The following is an 18,218-nucleotide window of genomic DNA, read 5'->3' as shown; positions in this document are numbered from 1 at the left end:
AGAAAGAAGGAGAGCAGGCTGCGGCCAAGGATGCCTTAGCGCATCTACGAACCTTGCTGAAAAGGGAGAGCACCCGCCGGAAAGGCGAGATGAGCAAGGCATGAGCGAACAAGCAGAGCGGCCATCATCCGCAGCCACGGTAGTCGCCGAGGCGTCCCCGACACCCAAATCGAAGTCCGCGAGCGGAGATTATCATTCCGGATGGTTTGGGGTTGCGCAATGGCTCGCCGGGGTAGTGGTCATTGCTGTCTTCGTGATGACCTTCGTGGTGCAGGCGTTTGAAATCCCCTCCGAGTCCATGGAAGACACCTTGCTGATTGGCGATTATCTGCTGGTGGATAAGATCGACTACGCCAGCGGCGGGGCCTGGGGACACATCCTTCCCTACACTCCCGTCAAGCACGGGGATATCATCGTCTTCCGCTACCCCGTAAACCCACAGCAGCACTTCGTGAAGCGAGTGGTCGGTTTGCCCGGCGATCGCGTGCGAATTACCAACAAACAGGTCTTCGTCAATGGCCACCCCATCGATGAAAAGGGCTACGTGGTTTACAAGTCAGCTTCCCGCGACCCCTTTCGCGACGATTTTCCGAATCCTCAATATCCTGCAGCGATTGATCCTAAGTGGTGGGCGCAGATGCGGAAGCTTGTCGAACGCGGCGAACTGATCGTGCCCAGCGAACACTACTTCGCGCTGGGCGACAACCGCGACGAAAGCCTGGATAGCCGCTACTGGGGGTTTGTTCCCGCGGAAAACATCGTCGGACGTCCCTTGTTCATCTACTGGTCGATGAACAAGGACAGCGCCATTCCCGACTATGCCGATAGCGAGGGTGTTAAACTAACTCGTTTCCTCTACGGCATGAGCCATATTTTCAAGGAAACCCGCTGGGACCGTACCTTCCGGCGCGTGAAGTGATTGGCAAAGCATTGACAGGAACAGACTTGGTCGGCAAGAACCGCAAGAACAACGCTGCTGATACCCCCGGAAAACCGGAAAAAAAGAGCGAGACCCCCATGGAATTCATCGCTTCCATGGCCCTCGTCCTGGTCGTAGGCCTCTTTATTATTACCTTCAACCTGCAGGCCTTCGAGATTCCTTCCAGCTCCATGGAAAACACTCTGTTGATCGGGGATCATGTATTTGTCGACCGCGTGACCCTGGCTCCCAAAACGAATTGGGTTGGACCCGTCATTCGCTACCGCGAGCCGCGGCACGGAGACATTGTGGTATTTCTCTCCCCCGCTGAGCCTGGTCTTTACGTCGTAAAGCGGATCATCGGCATTCCCGGAGATCACATCCGCCTGCGGGATGGGGCAGTCTTTCGCAATGGCCAACAACTGGATGAACCTTACGTCATCCACAACGGCAGTTACAATCCCTATCGCGACAACTTCCCCAACGTTGTGGCGCCTGAGGGTATGATCACTCCCGAGTGGCGCCTCTCCGTGAGCTCTTATACCAAGGATGGTGAGCTCGTGGTTCCGCCGGAGCGATACTTCGCAATGGGCGACAATCGCGATGTGAGCTATGACAGCCGTTACTGGGGCTTCATTCCGCAAGAGAACATCGTGGGACGTCCCATGTTCATCTATTGGTCTTTCGAAACTCCCGCGGGACAATACTTAAAGACCAGCTTTGAGGACCGGCTGGCATTCATTGGCAAAGTTATCTTCCACTTCTTCGATGAAACCCGCTGGCGGCGGATGTTTCATCTCGTGCGTTGATGTTGACGCAATCTCAAAAACGCTTCTTCGTTGCCATTGCACTCTTCCTGGCCGTGGCCCTCTTCCTGGTGCCGGCGATTAATTTCACCCGCTATCGGGCAATGGTCGGTCGCTCTTTGAGTCAGGCCTTAGGGCGCGACGTCAGCGTTCGTGGCGTTCATCTCAGCCTTCTTCCACCGGGACTGAAACTGGATGGTTTGATCGTGTCGGATGATCCCGGCATCAGCGCCGAACCCATTCTTCGCGCCGACGAAGTGTCCGTCTCTCTGCGCTGGACCTCGCTTTGGCGCGGACGTCTGGAGATCGCCAGCTTGAGCCTGCGCTACCCCAGCTTCAATCTCGTCCGCGGCGCTAATGGCCGCTGGAACATCGAGTCGCTTTTGGAGCGCGCTCGTCAGACCCCTGCCGCCCCCACCGCAAAGCCCAGGCCAGAATCGCGCATCCGCTTCCCCTATGTCGAATTCCTGAACGGCCGCGTGAATCTCAAGATCGGGCAGGAAAAGAAGGTCTATGCTCTGGCCGACACGGATTTCGCCGTGTGGCTGGCCTCGGAGGATGTGTGGCGAATGCGCCTGGAGGCCAGACCCATACGCACCGATGCCAACCTCGGTGATACCGGCACGGTCAAACTCAGTGGTACTCTGCAGCGAGCCGCCTCCCTCGCAGAGATGCCCATGGTCCTGCACTTTTCTTGGGAGCGAGGCCAGCTTGGCCAGCTCACTTACCTTGCTTATGGCCGCGACCGCGGCTGGCGCGGAACCGTCGGCGTCTCCGCCGACCTTAAAGGCACTCCCCAGGACTTGCGTTTCGCCACCGATGCCTCGCTCAGCGACTTCCGCCGCTACGACATTGCCAGCACCGGCAGCCTTCGGCTCGCTGTGCGTTGCAGCGGAAGATTTGGCATCCACGGTCATGAGTGGCGCGATCTCTCTTGCGAAGCGCCCGCCGCCGGCGGATTCCTCCGGGCCTCAGGAAACATTGTTGGCCAGCCCGAAAAGCGCATCTATGACCTCAGCTTCACCGCCGACAACCTTCCCGCGCAATTCCTCGCTGATCTGGCACGCCATGCGAAACAGGGCATGCCCGATGACCTGACCGCCACCGGGAAGCTGGATGCCATGGCCACCTTGCGCACCCCGCTGGTTGGCGGCGACAAGCTCTGGGCGGGAAACGGCAGCACCAGCGCCATCGAGCTGCGCTCGCGCGTCCTGACCTCTTCGCTTACGCTGAAGCCAGCCAGCTTCACGCTCGCCGGCCCAGGAACAGAAAATTACGAAGCAGTGCCCATCAAGCGTGTGAGAACGAAAACAACGCCGATAGCACCGAAAATTTCCGCTGGCCTGCTTCCCGACAAAATGCTCTTGCTGCTCCAACCCTTCTCAGTACCTCTGGGTGGAGCTGCACCTGTAGCCGTCGAAGCGTCGGTATCCCGATCCGATTATGACGTCCACATTCAGGGGGATGCGCAGGCAGAGAACTTACTGCAAGCTGCGCGAGTCCTGGGATTAGGAAATTTCGAGGCGCAAGGTCAAGTCGCAAAATTGGATGCCCACCTCGCGGGCGAATGGTCCGGCTTTAAGCTGCCTTCATTCTCCGGAAAAGCACAACTGCGCGCCGCGACCGTTATCTGGGAGGGCCTAAATGCTCCTCTACACATCGCTTCCGCCAATCTGGTCGCGGCAGACGGCAAAATGTCCATCGACGGACTCTCGGCCAACACCGTCACTCTCCACGGCACCATCACCGGAACCCTGCAGGTCCCCACTGCTTGCAAGCCCTCGCCCGATTGCGCCGTGACCTTCGATCTCAAAACTGACCAGGTCGCTGTCGATGAGTTGAATCTTCTGGTGAACCCCAAATTCCGGAAGCGCCCCTGGTACGCCATTCTTCCTCAAGGCCGCTCTCAGCCCTCTCCTTGGTCGACTTTATACGCCAAGGGACGGGTAAGTGTCGGAAAGCTGACGCTCAAGACTGTGCTCGCCAGCCACGCCATCGCCGATGTCGAAATCCGCCCCGACAAATTGCTGATCAGCAACCTGCGCGGCGAAGCTCTGGGTGGTGCCTTTCTGACCGACATCTCGGCGAATTTCTCCGGCGAAGTACCGGTTTATCACTCCCAGGGCTCTCTGCTGCGTGTGTCCATGGCCCAAGTCGCGGCCCTCATGAAGGACGCCTGGGCCAGCGGACAGATGACCGCCAGTTATCAGGGCAGCGCCAGCGGTTGGGACAGTGATCAACTTCTTGAATCCGCTACCGGCACCGCCAAGTTTGACTGGCGGGATGGACTACTGCCGCGTGTGTTCCTCAATGGCGATGGCAAGCCGCTCCTGGTGCGACATTTCACTGCTTCTGCCGAATTGAACCGGGGAGTGCTCAAGCTGGCCGAAGGCAAATTAGAAGCCCCTGGCGGCATCTATCAGGTAAGCGGCACAGCTTCTCTCGGACGTGAATTGGGCTTGAATCTGGTGCGCGATGGCGGACATCAGATTTCCCTCGGCGGCACCTTGGAAAAGCCTAAGGTGACTCTCGTCGGTGAAGCGTCGCTCAGGTAATCGCGGTGCAACCAGGCCAGCCACCACGTACAAGCAAGAATCCAAGTCCGCATATGGCCGGCTTGCAGCCCGCTGCCGGACTCGTATCTGCCTTCATGCTTGCCCTTCTGCTCCCTTCCGCTTTCTTGCCGGCGCAGTCACCGCCTCCATCCGGCACGCAAGCGATGTACAACGCCGCGCTGGAGAGTGCCAGGCACAAGTTCCAGCACATCCAGGAGAATGCTCAGCGACAACCTCCCGATCCCAGTCCTACGGTTCTGAGCGAACGGGAAGTGAACACTTATCTCGCATCTCGGGATGTGCAGCTGCCCGCCGGCATTCAGAGGCTACAGTTCACAGGCTCACCTGGTATCGTCCACGCCGACGCTCTGGTCGATTTCGATCAGGTTACCGCCGGCCGCTACCGTTCTAATCCGCTGATGTCGTTGTTCCGCGGCACCAATCAGGTGCAGGTCTCTGCCCACGCATCAGGATCCGAAGGCACCGGGCAAGTTCATATCGACTCGGTCGCGATCAACGGAGTCCAAGTTCCGCGTTCGGCGCTGGAATACTTCGTGGACAAGTTCGTGCGCCCCAAATATCCGGACCTGGGACTCGACAGCACTTTTCAGATGCCGTATCGCGTGAATCAGACCCAGGTCGGCGACCACAAAGTCACACTGATCCAGAAGTGATGGGCTCGTCGGCGCGGTCTGGCAGTTCAACGGAACATTCGTGTATCAAACTCAAACGGCTGCGGAGTGTGAAAGGTGACCTTCGGAAAGTCAGAATGAGCAGGATTCAGCAAAATATTCCAATCCCCTCGAATGGCTGCGGAAGGGACAAGGAGTCCCACGCTGTTTCCGGTCCGGATCCAATCGTCACCAAAGCGGCGCAGCGATTCGTCTCTCGAGCGATACCAGACTCTTGGCAGTGCGTCGAGCTCAAGCCGCTCAATCCTGAGCGCATCCGGGATTTCGCCTTCGATAAATACCAAATCGCCTGGCCTCAGGTTCGGTTCAAGATTAACGAAGATTTCGACCGCAGCAAGCGCAAGTGAGCTCGAGGCATATACCACGCGTACGCCACGGCTGTTCCAGCGTCCGCCGTAGAGACGTGCACCTTCCCCGTTTGCGGCGTCGGCGGCGTATCGCTGGCGGCATATTCTCCAGCACCGCATCAGCTATACACGCCGTACGCAATACGGCCAAGGACATCCTCGACCGCTCGGGCTCCCAGGTCAGTATCCAGTTGGTCCAATGGCCGGTCGCCACCCAAGGCGCGATTCGGCGTGCGAAGCCATTCCACCGCCTTCTCTTCATCTCCAATCATCTCGACAGCACTGGCGAAGACGCGCGCTAAGCGGACGGTTCGATCCGATTCCGCAGCCGTGAGGCGGGAATGCTGACTGAGTCGACGAGTCAGCGTACGCTGCGGAATTCCCAGCTTTCCCGATAGAACGATATTGCCAATATGGAGCTTCTCGGCAAGTGCGATCACGGAATTCGCCGGCAAGCCTTCACGCACTAGTCGTGCCAGATCGTCACGATTCTTTACTGCTCGTCCGAGCACCCGCCGGCCGCCTAAAATCTCGGCAATCGCTTGAGTTTCCATGTGGCCCTCTGGCTAACTATTATAGGCCATTTGGCCACAAAGCGCAACCTGCGGATAACCGCGGCGGGCCGCGTGGCCCACGGAAGCCTTCTGCTGACTTGAGGGGGGGGCCGCTTCAAGTGAAACGGTCTTATGACGTTGCAGTTTACCCCTGGACTGGTTCTGCCATTCCCCCGAGCGAGCTAAGCCATTTAGAATTTCCAAACCCTAAGCGCCACTGGCGCATGCGAGTGTACTTATGCCGCGTTACGAATATCGTGTGCTGAATCCCACTCCCGCAGCAGAAAAGGCCTTCCTGAGCTGGATCGATGAGCTCGATCGGGAGTTCCAGAATCCCGATCCCGACCATCGCAGTGCCGTAGTGCGAGAGGCGCTGTATGGCATCTACCTGGGCGCCCCTTTCGTGCCGCCTGATCCTGCAAAACAAACCCTGAGCAGCCTCGCCCTTCATAATTCCTTCGATCCCCGCAATGCCACACTCGAGCCTGAGTACTATGGCGACGTCGACGCCAAAAAGTATGCCGAACGCAAGCCGCTCATCTGGTTCTGGATGATGTTTGACCGCTCACCCCTGGGCCTGAATCATTGGCTAGGATTTCGCATGCGCTACATGATCGCCAGTCACGTGCTCAAGCACCTGGGCAAAAACGTCAAGATCTTTCATGGCGTCGAGGTCTCGTTCGGATACAACCTGACCATTGAAGACAATTGCGTCATCCACAAATATGTTCTGCTCGACGACCGCGGCGAGATCATCATCCACGCCGGCACTTCAGTCTCCGATTATGCCAACGTTTACTCCCATTCCCACGATCTCAATGACGGCATGATTGTGAGCAATCACAAAACCGAGATCGGTCCCAAGGCGCGCATCACTTATCACGCAACCGTGATGAGCGGGGTAAAAGTTGGCGAGCATGGCCTGGTTGGTTCGATGGGCGTCGCCTCAAAAGATGTCGACGACTATCACATCGTGGCGGGAATTCCGGCCAAGACCGTGAAGGTTAAGACCATCGCTCCCGACGCCAAAAAACTTGAGGGTGCCCCATCTTGAGCCGTATTGCGGGCGTGAGCCCGGCAGGCGAAATCCCGAGCGCAGCGAGGGACCCGGTCCCTTGGCTCGGGTTGGAGGTCGAGACGAAGCCTCGGAAGAAATTCCTGCTCAATCTCCCGCTGCCTTCGAGCGCCCGTGCGACGGGTCCGCTGAAGTGGCGGTATTCAAATCGACGAACAGCCGCGAATTGGGCTCGAATCCCACCGGATAGCAGTTGTTGTCTTCCGCATAGTTGCGGCAAGCGGAAGCAAATGGCTCGCGCTTGGGAGACTGTGCGTACTGCCAAACATCTGCAAACTTGATTCCGCTTTCCCAGGGCGACGGAGGACTGGCAGGAAAAGAACAACCCGGCGACGGGCCACACATATCATTGGCCACCCAAAAGACCACTTTCTGCTTCCCCGCAGCTTGCGCAATGTCATTCGCCGTGGTGATGGTCGCGCGACCTTCCTTCGCGGCTATGCCGGAGCAGTAGACTCCAGCGCGAAACTTGGAATTGTTCACCGTGTCTATCCAGTTCAGAAGATACTCGCGCTGCTCCGTGAGCAGGCGTCCGCCTTCCTCCTGGTCGAGAAAGATAATCGTTCCCGGCGGAAAGCCTTCCCCTTCGGCAGCCGCGACCGCCGCTTTGCCGTCGGCAATGCCCAGATCCTTCGCGTTGGGCCGTGCTTTGATCTGCGAATCGGTTCGCCCATTGAAGAGCACCAGGAACCCCAGCCCGGCAACCTCCACTGCGGCCCGTTTTCCTAACCAGGTGTTGTCGCTCTCCCCGGGAGGGTTGTTGAGCCAATAGCCGGTGTAAGCAAAGGTCTCCGCCAGCGAAGTCAGCAGTTCGTCCCCGGGGTACCGATTGCGGTCAAACCCCAGGTAATACCGGCCCTCCTGATGCCGGTGATCGCCGCCTGGTCCGATTGCTGAAGCCGCTGTCACCAGAAGGCAGCTTGCGAGAACTCCTAGCCCTCCGATCCGGGACAGTTTCACCATTTCCGCATTGTACCCACACCGTGTAGCACCACTTCAGCATCGGCTAGCCATCTTACTCAAAACTTACATCTTATGAATATTTCCGGGGCCGATTGGACGTATTCCGGTTTCAAGGCTAAACTTTTTGGGGTTGGTGGGCCACGATGTGTAGCATTAGACGTTTCTTCCTCGCCGCATTGTTTCTGTGCCTGTCCTCGCAATTCATGCGGGCTGCCGATGCGGCGTCTGCGAAAGAGACGCTCGAACCCGGAACGGTTCTCCACGTGCAGCTTGATGCCGATTCCAGGATGAAGCCTGGAGCCCCGGTTCGCGGCCACACACTGGAGCCGGTTTACGTTGCCAACCATCTCACCATCCCGCAAGGCGCGATCGTAACCGGGCAGGTGGTCGAGATCGTTCCTGCTTCCTCCAAGCGAAGAACTGCCGCGAAGCTGCAGGGCGATTTCACCCCGCTGCATGAGGCCCGCGTGCGCTTCGATCAGGTTCGAACTTCGGATGGCAACGAGTTTTCCATCGAAACCGCCCCCACTCAACAAGGCGTTCAGACGGTCCACATCGAAAGCCTGGGCTCAGCTTCCCGCCGTCCTTCATGGATGAAACGGCTGGTCGCCGACCTGAATGGCCGCAAGACTGCCGCCATCAATACCGTAAAAGCACCGGGCAAAGCTGATCGTTTGAAAAAATTCGCATACCACCAGCTGCCCTATCATCCCGAGACGGTCGATGCCGGACTGGAGTACAACGCTGAGCTGACGCAGACGGTGGCTATGCCGGTTGTTTCCTCCACTCCGGTCGCGGACAAGAAAAAACCGGGATTGGAAGAGCCCGCCCGCCTGCACGCGCTTTTGCTGACCGACCTGAATTCCAAAGATGCGCAGCGTGGCGTCCCGGTGACCGCCAGAGTCACCGAGCCTCTCTTTGACAAGCAAAACCAACTCGTCGTGCCCCAGGGGACGTTGCTTGTGGGATCCGTAACGCAATCCCTTCCCGCAGACAAGTGGGGCAAAAACGGCGTCCTGCGATTCGCTTTCCGCGAAATGCAATTTCCTGCCGGGTTCCAGCAGAGCATCCACGGCACCACCACCTCCGCTCAGACCGGCAGCGAGGCCAACGTCCAGATGGACGCCGAAGGAGGACTGCAAGCCAAAAACAACGGCCTTGCCGGTCCGCTGGTGATGGCTTTGATTTCAGCGGCCACGCTGCACGATGATGAGGCCACCGTCTTCTCTACCGGCGCCGCTAGCAACGGTTTTGGCCTGGTCACCCGCATCATCGGTATCGCCTCCGGCTCGCGTTATGTCGGAGCGGGCATAGGCCTGTTCGCCACCGGCCGCACTTTGTACATGCGTTTCATCGCGCGCGGCAGCAACGTGGAATTTCCGCACAACACCCGGATCGAGATTCAGGTGGATCCTGCGACTTCTCCGGCGCTGCACCTGCAGCAGAATCAGTGAGAATAAAGGTTCACTCTGACTGACAAGTTTCAGTCTGTCATCTTGAGCGAAGACGCGCTTAACCGATCCGCGTCCGAGTCGAAGGACCTTGCGTTTCGCGCGCCGGGGAAGAACGCCTTTTCATTTGGGAACTGACTCGAGCGTGTCCCCATTTCTAGCCTCCTTTTGGCTAACGTGGGAGGCCGAGGCGGAAGACTCGACAACTTCGCGAGCACCCATCCCCGCTGCACCCACGTGTTACCATCAACGGACTCGGATGAATCCACAGCGACTGGTTGAAATACTGTTCCAGGTCATTGCCTTTCTGTTTGCTATCAGCGTGCATGAGTCGGCGCACGCGTGGACGGCCAATCGCTGCGGCGATCCCACCGCCCGCATGCTGGGACGCATTACTTTGAACCCCATCAAGCACATCGACCCAATTGGCACTATCCTGCTGCCGGCTATTGCCATGATCAGCCACTTCCCCGTGATTGGCTGGGCCAAGCCCACTCCGGTGGACCCGCGCCATTTCAAAAATCCTGTACGTGACGATATTCTCGTCTCTCTCGCCGGCCCGATCAGCAATTTGATCGTCGCCAGCTTCGCCGTTCTGGGTCTGGCCCTGGTTGCCCTTTCCTCGCCCTTGGGACGCGCGCTGGTGCACGGCATCGCGCCGGAAACCAACTCGATTCTGATGCCCATCACCGTGCTGCTCTACGAATTCATGTACATCAACGTGCTGCTCGCGGCATTTAATGTCATCCCTATTCCGCCGCTGGACGGCAGCCACGTTCTCCGGCACATGTTGCCGGATGGAGCGCGCAGGATTTACGACACCATGGGCATCGCCGGGCTGGTGATATTGTTTCTGATAGGTGGACCTGTTATCCGTTTCCTGATGGCGCCGATCCTGACATTCTTCGCCGCTGTCCTCGCGAGACTCTAATGCCCGAGATCAACAAAAAAGGCCGCGTGTTGAGCGGCATGCGGCCGACTGGAAAATTGCACCTGGGCCACCTGGTGGGCGCGCTCGAAAACTGGGCCAGGCTGCAACGTCAGTACGAATGCTATTACTTCGTCGCCGACTGGCACGCCCTCACGACCGACTACGCCGACACCTCACGCATCAAGCAAAGCATTGTGGAAATGATGGTCGACTGGCTGGCCTCCGGGCTCGATCCCGACGAATCCACCCTCTTTCTACAGTCGCACGTTCCGCAGCATGCCGAGCTTCACCTGCTGCTCTCGATGATTACGCCGCTGGGCTGGCTGGAGCGCGTTCCTACATACAAAGAGCAGCGCGAGAATATCAAGGACAAGGATCTCGGCACCTACGGCTTTCTCGGATATCCGGTCCTGCAATCAGCGGATATCCTCATCTATCGCGGCGATTATGTCCCCGTGGGTGAGGACCAGGTCCCGCATGTGGAACTGACACGCGAGATCGCCCGCCGCTTCAATCAGTTTTACGGCGGTGTCTTTCCCGAGCCGCAGCCGCTTCTGACTCCCGCCGCCAAGCTTCCCGGCACGGACGGCCGCAAGATGTCGAAGTCCTACAACAACGCCATCCTGATCAGCGATCCAGAGCCCGTCATCCGGCAGAAGTTGAAGCCCATGGTCACCGATCCGGCCCGCGTGCGGCGCACCGATCCCGGCAATCCTCATGTCTGCCCTGTCTACGCGTTGCATGAGATCTTCAGCAGCAGAGAAACGATCCACAATGTGGAAGTGGGTTGTACCACCGCAGGCATAGGCTGCCTGGACTGCAAAAGCTGGGTCGCCGACGCCATCGTCGACAGGCTCAAGCCCATCCAGGAGCGGCGCCAGAAATACGAGCAGAATCCTAAGCTGGTGTGGGATATCCTTGAGGCGGGATCGGAACGCGCCGGCATGGCAGCGGAAGTCGTTATGTCCGACGTGCGTGAGTCCATGAACTTCTCCCACGATTACCAGGCGCCACTCGCTGAGGAGCAGCAGAGCAAGAGTTAATGTCGGAAAACCTCCACAATTCGTCGGAGCATGCTGGCGTCGCCGCAAAAGCAGCGGGGCCTCAATCCTTGAATAAGCCTGGCGTCGTTGGTGCACCTGAGAAGTCCGGCAGTCGCCAGGAATTCCCTTTTGCTATCACTCTCGGCGATATCTACGACGGCCCCCTCGACCTGCTGCTTGATCTCATTCGCAAGCAGGACATCGACATTTACGACATCCCCATCGCCCAAATCACGGCACAGTACCTGCACTACGTGGAGCGGATGCGCGAACTGGATGTGAACCTGGCGGCAGAGTTCATCTACATGGCGTCGGTGCTGATCCAGATCAAGAGCCGGCTTTTGCTGCCGCGGGATCCCGACGCCCCGGAAACTTTGGAAGACGATCCGCGCAATGAACTCGTGCAGCGGCTGCTGGAGCACGAAAAATTCAAGATGGCCGCGCAGATGCTCTTGCAGCGCCAGCAAATTGAGAACGCGGTCTGGACAAATCCCGCGCTGAAGGAATTTCACGATGCGGAAGGTACCGAGGCCGAGCTTGCTGCCGATGTCGTTGACCTGGTCCGCACCTTCCAGCAGATCCTGGAGCGCGCCAGGCAGCGCCCAGTCCTGCAGGTGGATGAAGAAACCGTCACCGTCGGTCAGATGATTGATTATTTCCGCCGCCGGCTGATGCTCGAAGACAAGCCGGTCCGGCTCAAGCAGCTGTTGCGCAGCGTGAATTCGCAACGCACTTTGATTTGCGCTTTCCTGGCGCTGCTCGAGCTGGTGCGGCTGCAGGCCATCCTTCTGCGCCAGGAACGCTCCTTTGGAGAGATTCTGGTGAAGAAAAGCGCACATTTCGAGAGTGTGCTCAGCCAGGAGGCCGCAGTCCGCGATGATTGGCGCTGATGGCAGAACCCAAGCTCGTGTGCGAACGGACGTCTCGTCCGTTCAGGTCGAGGAGCAGCCTCGACGGAATCACTGAGGATCAGCAGAGTGTTTACGAGTTAAACAAAGCGATGTCACTTAAAGGGAAACTTGAAGCCATCATCTACGCAGCCGAGGAACCGGTATCGCTGGAGCAGCTCGCAGCCGTCCTTCAGCAAGACGTGATTGCCGAGCAGAATCTGGCCTCCGAAGCCGATGCCTCTACACTGTCCGCAGTGAAGAGCCGCCTCAGCGCTTTAGCCGACGAACTGATTGCGGAATATTCCAGCTCCGATCGTGGGATGGAGATTCGCATGGTCGCCGGCGGCTACCGAATGGCCACCAAGCCGGAACACCACGACGCGGTGCGTGGTTTCGCTAAGAGCCTGAAGCCGCCGATCCGGCTGTCGCTGCAAGCGCTGGAGACGCTGGCCGTCATTGCCTACAAGCAGCCGATTACCGCGCCCGAGATTCAGGAAATCCGCGGCGTTGACTCCAGCGGCGTACTGGCCACACTCTTGGATCGCAAGCTCATCACCACCGCGGGACGAAAGGCTGTCATCGGCCGCCCCATCCTTTATAAGACCAGTAAGGATTTCCTGCTTCGCTTCGGCTTGAAGGATGTCAGCGAGCTGCCCAGCATCGAAGAATTCGAAAAGCTCATCGCCAACGAGGTCCAGGGCGAGATGTTTGCCAATCCGCACGGTACGGAGACAACCCAGACTCATTCATCAAGCTCCGAACCGAGAGCTACGACCAGCGAACACGAACAGCAGCCAGAGTCCGCCGAATTGCATCGACATTAGATACTGTCACTGAATTAACGGCCCTCGGCTCACCTATCCATGCAAGAGCGTCTGCAAAAGATTATCGCCGCTGCCGGAATCGCTTCCCGCCGGCATGCGGAGAAGCTCATCGAGGGAGGCCAGGTCAGCGTCAACGGAAGAGTCGTCACCGAGCTGGGCACAAAAGCCGACCCGCAACATGATCACATTCGCGTTTCCGGCAGGCTGCTGAAACCCTCCGAAACCCACGTGTATCTTCTGGTCAACAAGCCCAAAGGTTATGTAACCACGGTTTCTGATCCCGAGGGCCGCCCCACTATCATGGACCTGTTGCGCGGCGTGAAAGCGCGCGTCTATCCCATCGGCCGCCTCGACTACCTCAGCGAAGGCCTGGTCCTCATGAGCAACGATGGAGCTTTAGCCCAGAAGCTGATGCACGCCAGTTCGCATGTGCCGAAGACTTACCTGGTGAAGGTCAGCGGCGAGCCATCGGCTGAGGCCATCGAAAAGCTCCGCCGGGGAGTCACCCTGCGCCCTCTCCAGGCACGTCCCGGCGAAAAGAAGCGGGCATCAGAAGCTCGCGCCATCAGAACTGCTCCAGCAAAAATTCGTCAGGCGCGCGAGGGCGCGAATCCCTGGTACGAAGTCACGCTCATCGAGGGGCGCAACCGGCAAATTCGTCGTATGTTCGAAGAGATCGGACATCACGTGGAAAAAATCAAGCGTATCCGCTACGGCCCACTGGAACTGGACGTCGAACCAGGCAGATTCCGCGAGCTCAGGCCGGCAGAAGTCGCTCGGCTGAGAAGCATGATTCGCGCGGCTTGAGAGGCTGAGGACAAATCCGCCACTTGTGGAGCGTTTTGAAGGAGACGGCCTTCAGGCCGTCCCTGGCGCTGCGAACTCAGTCCGGCGTGAGCCGCTGAGGAAAACCATCCCTCGCAGAGACGCCTTTTCCGCAACCTGTTAGAGGGCCAGGCAGAATCAAAATACCCGGCTGTGATACAAACAACAATGGCATGAGCAAATTCGATCATCTCGTCCCTGGGCACATTCGCGGTATGGGTGAGTATGTGCCGGGCAAGTCAGTCCGGCAGGCGGAGACGGAGAGCGGCGTTACCTGCATAAAACTGGCTTCCAACGAAAACCCGTTTGGGCCTTCTGCGCTGGCGCTGGAGGCGATCCGCCAGGCTTCGACCGAGGTTCATCTCTATCCCGAAGCCGACACCGCCGCCTTGAGGCATGTGTTGGCAGCTAAGCACGATATGGATTTTACCCAGGTCCTGGTGACCGCGGGATCAACTGCATTCCTGCACATCCTTTGTCGCGCTCTGCTCGCTCCTGGACTGAACGCCATCACCAGCGAACGCTCCTTCATGCAGTACCCTATCGTGACGCAAGCCGCCGGAGGCAAGCTGATTCGCGTTCCGATGAAAAACGATGGCTTTGACCTCAAGGCAATCCGGGCCGCGGTGGACGCCGACACGCGCGTGATTTTCATCGCCAACCCCAATAACCCCACCGGCTCCATGCTCCCTCCCAGCGAGATCGAAGAGTTCCTCGATACCCTGCCGGCTCACGTCCTGACCGTGCTGGACGAAGCCTATTCAGATTTTGCAAGCCATTTCGCTGCTCAGCGCGGCGTGGAGTATTCGCGTTCGCTGGAATATGTTCGCGCGGGACGGCAGGTGGTGGTCTTGCGCACCTTCTCCAAGGCGCACGCGCTGGCAGGAGCGCGCATCGGCTATGGCTTCGCGCATGCCGAACTGATCTATTACCTCTCCCGCATCAAGCCCGTTTTTTCTGTTACCTTCATCGCGCAGGCTGCAGCCCTGGCGGCAATGCGTGACCACTCCCATATTCAGAAAGCGGTGGAGAACAATTCTTATGGCGCGCAAGAACTCACTGCCCGGATGAGTGAACTTGGCCTTCGCGTGCTGCCTACCTGGGCTAACTTCCTCTATGTGGATGTCGGCGAGGATGCCGCGCAATTCGCCCGGCGCCTGGAATTGGAAGGCGTGATTGTGCGTCCCCTGACCGGAACCTGGGGATGTCCGCATGCTGTGCGCATTACCATCGGCACACCCCAGCAGAATCAGGTTCTATTGGGAGCCCTGAAAAAAGTGGTGGCCGTCGGCACGGTCAGCAACCGACGATAACTTGCAGATTTGGAACTTAGAGTCGAAAGAATCAGCCCACTTTCGAATTCCTACGCCTTTTTCACTCACACATGCTGATCGTTAGAGTGGTGCCTGTTCCAGCGGGACAATGAAGTGAATACCAGCGACTTGCTTTCCCTGAAGACGCGCATCATTGGTAACGAAAAGGTCTGTTCGCGCTGCGGCTGCGCAAGACAACTGGATGGCGTCGGGCCCGCGCAGCGCCCGATCGCGTCGGATGGAAGCATAGATCTTGGCGGCATTCTGATCGAAAGGTATCACCAGCGACGAGCTTGCGATCGCCTCCTCATACTTTGTGCAAAGCTCCAGATCACCCGCTTCCAAAGGTTTCACAAGAATTTCTCCCAGAGTCAGCGTGGAGGTCAGCAATCGATCTCCACGTGCCAGCATCCTTGTACGCAGGCTCGCCGCAGCTTTCGACAGTTCTCCAAAGTCCTCGAAAAGATAAATGAAAATGTTGGTGTCCCAGAAAATGCGGCTCATTCCCAGCCTTCTCGCAGCCGGCATACGTACTCATCGGCGTGTTCTTTCGCCCAGAGCCGTTTGCCAGAACCGCGCAGGCTTAACAAGGGATCCTCCTGCCGGCTCTTAGTGGCAGCGGCCGAAGACCACGCACGGTACCAGGCCAATAACCCGCTATACCTGGGGGGCAAGTCCTCTCTGGAGGGCATGATCTTCGATCCCTCGCGCTGCGGATGATAGGAATCGCTCTCCCGAAAAATCCGCCGACGGCCTGGTGCCGTCTCAAAAAGCATGCGGTAGCGGCCAGGATTGGGAGGGCGATTGGCCACACAATGCTGAACCACATGAACGTAGAATCCGGATCGAAGGTGGCGGGTCAATCCCTCTTTTCGTGCCCGCTCCATGACCTCCTCGATTGTAAAGTCCAATCGGTTTGGATGCTCTCGATGAAGTAATGCCATGATGATCCAAACTTCATCCGCAATCTTGAGCCGTGCCTTAGGGGCAACCGTCGCCATAGAACTTCCGTTCAATTCCTATATTCAAAGTATACCAAGTATTACATGTTATTCAAAGTAGTGGCTCACTCCGCAGGTTAGCGCCGAACTGCATGGCAGCGAACCGAGGCAGCCAGTTGAATGCCAAGTGCTGAATGGTTAGCGGTAACTGCTGAGTGCTCGCTCCTATGCCGTCTGCCCCATGCCATGCACCTTGGTCTCCGTGCTTAGCAATGGCAACCGGGCGGCCCCGTACAAGCCCGCATCGCTTCCCAGCAAAGCGCGGGTGATGATGGTCTGCTTCAGCTTGGGGGCTGGTCCCGCGGTGATTTTTGCGGCTGCGCCTTTGGGCTCGGCTTCTGACGGTGGTGCGGTTGCGGCGTACACCATCGAACGCTTGCGCGCTTCGTCGAACAGCGCTGGAGCGAAGGCCTCCCATGCATTCGAAACCCCTCCCCCGATCACGTACATGTGAAGATTGAAGGCGTTGACCAGATCGGCCATCAGGATGCCCAGCGCCCATCCCACCTGATGGAAGATTGCCTTAGCCGCTTGATCGCCTTCCAGGGCGAGATTGAAAATCGCCTTGGCATTGAATTCCACGTCGGGTCCCTGGCTCAGTTGCACGATTTCGGTGGGCTTGCCGCTGGCGACTGCTTCCCGTGCCATGCGCAACACCGCCTTCGCGGAGGCATACTGCTCAACACAACCGGTATTTCCGCAGCCGCACTGCGGTCCATTGGGATCAACGGTCATGTGACCGAACTCGCCGGCCATTCCCGTCATACCGTGCCAGATCTGGTTGCGCAAAACCACGCCGCCACCCACGCCGGTTCCCAGTGTGATCATGCACATATCGTCCATGCCGCGCGCCGCCCCCAGCCAGTTTTCGCCCAGCGCGGCTGCGTTGGCGTCGTTTTCCAGGATGACTGGCGCTCCCAACCGGCGCTCGATTTCCTCTTTCACCGGATAGTTGTGCCAGCCAGCTAGATTCGGCGATTCCCGTATCATCCCGGTGCGCTTGTCAATAATGCCCGGCACACCAATTCCCACCCCCACCAGTTGAGCTGACTTCTGAAACTTGCCGGAGAGTGTGCGGATGGCTTCGCACATTTCATCGATCACAAAGTCCCGCCCCTTGGACACGTGGGTGCCGGTGGTGACTTTCTCCAGCAGGTTTCCCTCACCATCGACGGCGGAAATTCGCAGGTTCGTGCCACCAAGATCCACGCCGATCGCGAAGCTCTTCATAGCGCGGAGCCTAGCATTTTCCGGCCCAGGATGGCGAATTCTTGCGCCCACGACCATCCACCACAAAGGACGCGCGGGAAATGGTCGTGTCCCCACTACCTCTGGCACTTCGGGCAATAATGCGCGCTGCGGCCCGCGATCACAACACGCTTGATCGGCGCCTTGCAAACCTGGCAGGGCTGGCCTTCGCGCCCATAAACACGATGATGGAACTGGAAACGGCCGCGCTGTCCGTCCGCGTCCACGTAGTCGGATATCGACGAACCGCCGGCGCGAATCGCCTGCTTAAGCACGCTCCTTAACGATGTATGCAGCTTCTTCAACTCTGCGCGGCTCAGCGACGCCGCCCGCCGCCTCGGCCGGATTCCACCCCGCGACAGCGCTTCATCGGCGTAGATGTTCCCCACACCGCTGAGCAGTTTCTGATTAAGCAGCGCACTTTTGATAGGCGTCTTTCGTTTGCGGAACAAAGCTGCGAAGCTCTCGAATGCAATATCCAGCGGCTCAGTGCCGGGAGCCGCGAAACTCTCGCGCCCCACCGCCAGCCTCCCGAAGCGCCGCGGGTCGACGAATCGCAATTCCCTTCCCGACGCCAGCTTCGCGATCAGGTGCGTGTGTTTCTCGATTTCAGCGGCTGGATCCGTGACGAGCACACTCCCCGTCATGCCGAGATGAATGATCCACTGCCCCTTCTGCATCACGTGAGCACTGTTCTTGTCCACGGAAGACCTTCTCCCCGCTCCCGCCTCTACCCGATCCGAAGACGCCAGGTCGATCACCAGATGCTTTCCCACCCTCC

18 protein-coding genes are annotated in these 18,218 nt (G+C 58.4%); 12 read left to right on the top strand and 6 right to left on the bottom strand.

Annotated elements, in window-relative coordinates; translation table 11 throughout:
- Positions 1-100 precede the first annotated feature (100 nt).
- From lepB (VEG30_01980) to VEG30_01965, 4 genes are read left to right on the top strand one after another with little or no spacing between them, the layout of a single operon-like run.
- Positions 101-919 (top strand): signal peptidase I, encoded by an 819-nt coding sequence (gene lepB, locus VEG30_01980; protein HXZ78667.1) that lies wholly within the window; start codon positions 101-103, stop codon positions 917-919.
- Between the two features lie 26 nt (positions 920-945).
- Positions 946-1,728 (top strand): signal peptidase I, encoded by a 783-nt coding sequence (lepB, locus tag VEG30_01975; protein ID HXZ78666.1) that lies wholly within the window; start codon positions 946-948, stop codon positions 1,726-1,728.
- Positions 1,728-4,280 carry an AsmA family protein gene (locus VEG30_01970; protein ID HXZ78665.1) on the top strand — a complete coding sequence of 851 codons (2,553 nt, stop codon included), beginning with the start codon at positions 1,728-1,730 and terminating at the stop codon, positions 4,278-4,280. The genes lepB (VEG30_01975) and VEG30_01970 overlap by 1 nt, the downstream gene beginning before the upstream one ends.
- Positions 4,281-4,333: 53 nt before the next feature.
- Positions 4,334-4,954 carry a hypothetical protein gene (locus VEG30_01965; protein ID HXZ78664.1) on the top strand — a complete coding sequence of 207 codons (621 nt, stop codon included), beginning with the start codon at positions 4,334-4,336 and terminating at the stop codon, positions 4,952-4,954.
- Between the two features lie 484 nt (positions 4,955-5,438).
- On the opposite strand, the gene VEG30_01960 is transcribed toward VEG30_01965, so the two are convergent.
- The gene (locus VEG30_01960) at positions 5,439-5,873 is read right to left on the bottom strand and encodes an antitoxin Xre/MbcA/ParS toxin-binding domain-containing protein (protein ID HXZ78663.1); all 435 of its coding nucleotides are present in this window, start codon (positions 5,871-5,873) and stop codon (positions 5,439-5,441) included.
- Positions 5,874-6,111: 238 nt separating this feature from the next.
- On the opposite strand from VEG30_01960, the gene VEG30_01955 reads away from it, so the two are divergent.
- A complete protein-coding gene (locus tag VEG30_01955) occupies positions 6,112-6,927 on the top strand; it encodes an acyltransferase (protein ID HXZ78662.1) in 816 nt (271 codons plus the stop codon).
- A gap of 108 nt (positions 6,928-7,035) precedes the next feature.
- Here VEG30_01955 and VEG30_01950 read toward each other — a convergent pair whose 3' ends face one another.
- Positions 7,036-7,911: a glycoside hydrolase domain-containing protein gene (locus tag VEG30_01950; protein ID HXZ78661.1), complete on the bottom strand. Its 876-nt coding sequence runs from the start codon at positions 7,909-7,911 to the stop codon at positions 7,036-7,038.
- 143 nt (positions 7,912-8,054) lie between these two features.
- Here VEG30_01950 and VEG30_01945 point away from each other — a divergent pair, with 143 nt between their 5' ends.
- From VEG30_01945 to hisC, 7 genes are all read left to right on the top strand, one after another.
- Positions 8,055-9,365, top strand: a complete 1,311-nt coding sequence (locus tag VEG30_01945) for a hypothetical protein (protein ID HXZ78660.1) — start codon at positions 8,055-8,057, stop codon at positions 9,363-9,365.
- Between the two features lie 256 nt (positions 9,366-9,621).
- The gene (locus VEG30_01940) at positions 9,622-10,293 is read left to right on the top strand and encodes a site-2 protease family protein (protein HXZ78659.1); all 672 of its coding nucleotides are present in this window, start codon (positions 9,622-9,624) and stop codon (positions 10,291-10,293) included.
- Positions 10,293-11,336, top strand: coding sequence for a tryptophan--tRNA ligase (gene trpS / locus VEG30_01935; GenBank protein ID HXZ78658.1), 1,044 nt, complete (start codon positions 10,293-10,295; stop codon positions 11,334-11,336). The genes VEG30_01940 and trpS overlap by 1 nt, the downstream gene beginning before the upstream one ends.
- Positions 11,336-12,226: a segregation/condensation protein A gene (locus VEG30_01930; GenBank protein HXZ78657.1), complete on the top strand. Its 891-nt coding sequence runs from the start codon at positions 11,336-11,338 to the stop codon at positions 12,224-12,226. Before trpS ends, VEG30_01930 begins: the two co-directional genes overlap by 1 nt.
- 110 nt (positions 12,227-12,336) lie before the next feature.
- Positions 12,337-13,050, top strand: coding sequence for an SMC-Scp complex subunit ScpB (gene scpB / locus VEG30_01925; protein ID HXZ78656.1), 714 nt, complete (start codon positions 12,337-12,339; stop codon positions 13,048-13,050).
- A 39-nt stretch (positions 13,051-13,089) separates the two neighbouring features.
- Entirely contained in the window at positions 13,090-13,857 is a 768-nt protein-coding gene (locus VEG30_01920) for a pseudouridine synthase (GenBank protein ID HXZ78655.1), read from the top strand.
- A 191-nt stretch (positions 13,858-14,048) separates the two neighbouring features.
- The gene (gene hisC, locus VEG30_01915; GenBank protein HXZ78654.1) at positions 14,049-15,188 is read left to right on the top strand and encodes a histidinol-phosphate transaminase; all 1,140 of its coding nucleotides are present in this window, start codon (positions 14,049-14,051) and stop codon (positions 15,186-15,188) included.
- Between the two features lie 81 nt (positions 15,189-15,269).
- Here hisC and VEG30_01910 read toward each other — a convergent pair whose 3' ends face one another.
- From VEG30_01910 to mutM, 4 genes are all read right to left on the bottom strand, one after another.
- Positions 15,270-15,692 carry a type II toxin-antitoxin system VapC family toxin gene (locus VEG30_01910; protein ID HXZ78653.1) on the bottom strand — a complete coding sequence of 141 codons (423 nt, stop codon included), beginning with the start codon at positions 15,690-15,692 and terminating at the stop codon, positions 15,270-15,272.
- The gene (locus tag VEG30_01905; protein ID HXZ78652.1) at positions 15,689-16,189 is read right to left on the bottom strand and encodes a hypothetical protein; all 501 of its coding nucleotides are present in this window, start codon (positions 16,187-16,189) and stop codon (positions 15,689-15,691) included. Before VEG30_01905 ends, VEG30_01910 begins: the two co-directional genes overlap by 4 nt.
- A 165-nt stretch (positions 16,190-16,354) precedes the next feature.
- Positions 16,355-17,419, bottom strand: coding sequence for an ROK family protein (locus VEG30_01900; GenBank protein HXZ78651.1), 1,065 nt, complete (start codon positions 17,417-17,419; stop codon positions 16,355-16,357).
- 95 nt (positions 17,420-17,514) lie between these two features.
- On the bottom strand, positions 17,515-18,218 hold a 704-nt coding region (gene mutM / locus VEG30_01895; GenBank protein HXZ78650.1), incomplete at its 5' end, for a bifunctional DNA-formamidopyrimidine glycosylase/DNA-(apurinic or apyrimidinic site) lyase.

This window comes from Terriglobales bacterium (genome assembly GCA_035624455.1).
GTDB lineage: Bacteria > Acidobacteriota > Terriglobia > Terriglobales > Acidobacteriaceae > DASPRM01.
Note: the sequence above shows the minus strand (reverse complement) of the source record. Positions and strands in the feature narration are given on the sequence as shown.

Bases quoted from the DNA above. Each gene is read 5' to 3' on its own strand.
- lepB (HXZ78667.1), top strand. From the start codon at position 101: ATGAGCGAACAAGCAGAGCGGCCATCATCCGCAGCCACGGTAGTCGCC.
- VEG30_01970 (HXZ78665.1), top strand. From the start codon at position 1,728: ATGTTGACGCAATCTCAAAAACGCTTCTTCGTTGCCATTGCACTCTTC.
- VEG30_01965 (HXZ78664.1), top strand. From the start codon at position 4,334: ATGGCCGGCTTGCAGCCCGCTGCCGGACTCGTATCTGCCTTCATGCTT.
- VEG30_01960 (HXZ78663.1), bottom strand. From the start codon at position 5,873: ATGGAAACTCAAGCGATTGCCGAGATTTTAGGCGGCCGGCGGGTGCTC.
- VEG30_01955 (HXZ78662.1), top strand. From the start codon at position 6,112: ATGCCGCGTTACGAATATCGTGTGCTGAATCCCACTCCCGCAGCAGAA.
- VEG30_01950 (HXZ78661.1), bottom strand. From the start codon at position 7,911: ATGGTGAAACTGTCCCGGATCGGAGGGCTAGGAGTTCTCGCAAGCTGC.
- VEG30_01945 (HXZ78660.1), top strand. From the start codon at position 8,055: ATGTGTAGCATTAGACGTTTCTTCCTCGCCGCATTGTTTCTGTGCCTG.
- VEG30_01940 (HXZ78659.1), top strand. From the start codon at position 9,622: ATGAATCCACAGCGACTGGTTGAAATACTGTTCCAGGTCATTGCCTTT.
- trpS (HXZ78658.1), top strand. From the start codon at position 10,293: ATGCCCGAGATCAACAAAAAAGGCCGCGTGTTGAGCGGCATGCGGCCG.
- VEG30_01930 (HXZ78657.1), top strand. From the start codon at position 11,336: ATGTCGGAAAACCTCCACAATTCGTCGGAGCATGCTGGCGTCGCCGCA.
- scpB (HXZ78656.1), top strand. From the start codon at position 12,337: ATGTCACTTAAAGGGAAACTTGAAGCCATCATCTACGCAGCCGAGGAA.
- VEG30_01920 (HXZ78655.1), top strand. From the start codon at position 13,090: ATGCAAGAGCGTCTGCAAAAGATTATCGCCGCTGCCGGAATCGCTTCC.
- hisC (HXZ78654.1), top strand. From the start codon at position 14,049: ATGAGCAAATTCGATCATCTCGTCCCTGGGCACATTCGCGGTATGGGT.
- VEG30_01910 (HXZ78653.1), bottom strand. From the start codon at position 15,692: ATGAGCCGCATTTTCTGGGACACCAACATTTTCATTTATCTTTTCGAG.
- VEG30_01905 (HXZ78652.1), bottom strand. From the start codon at position 16,189: ATGGCGACGGTTGCCCCTAAGGCACGGCTCAAGATTGCGGATGAAGTT.
- VEG30_01900 (HXZ78651.1), bottom strand. From the start codon at position 17,419: ATGAAGAGCTTCGCGATCGGCGTGGATCTTGGTGGCACGAACCTGCGA.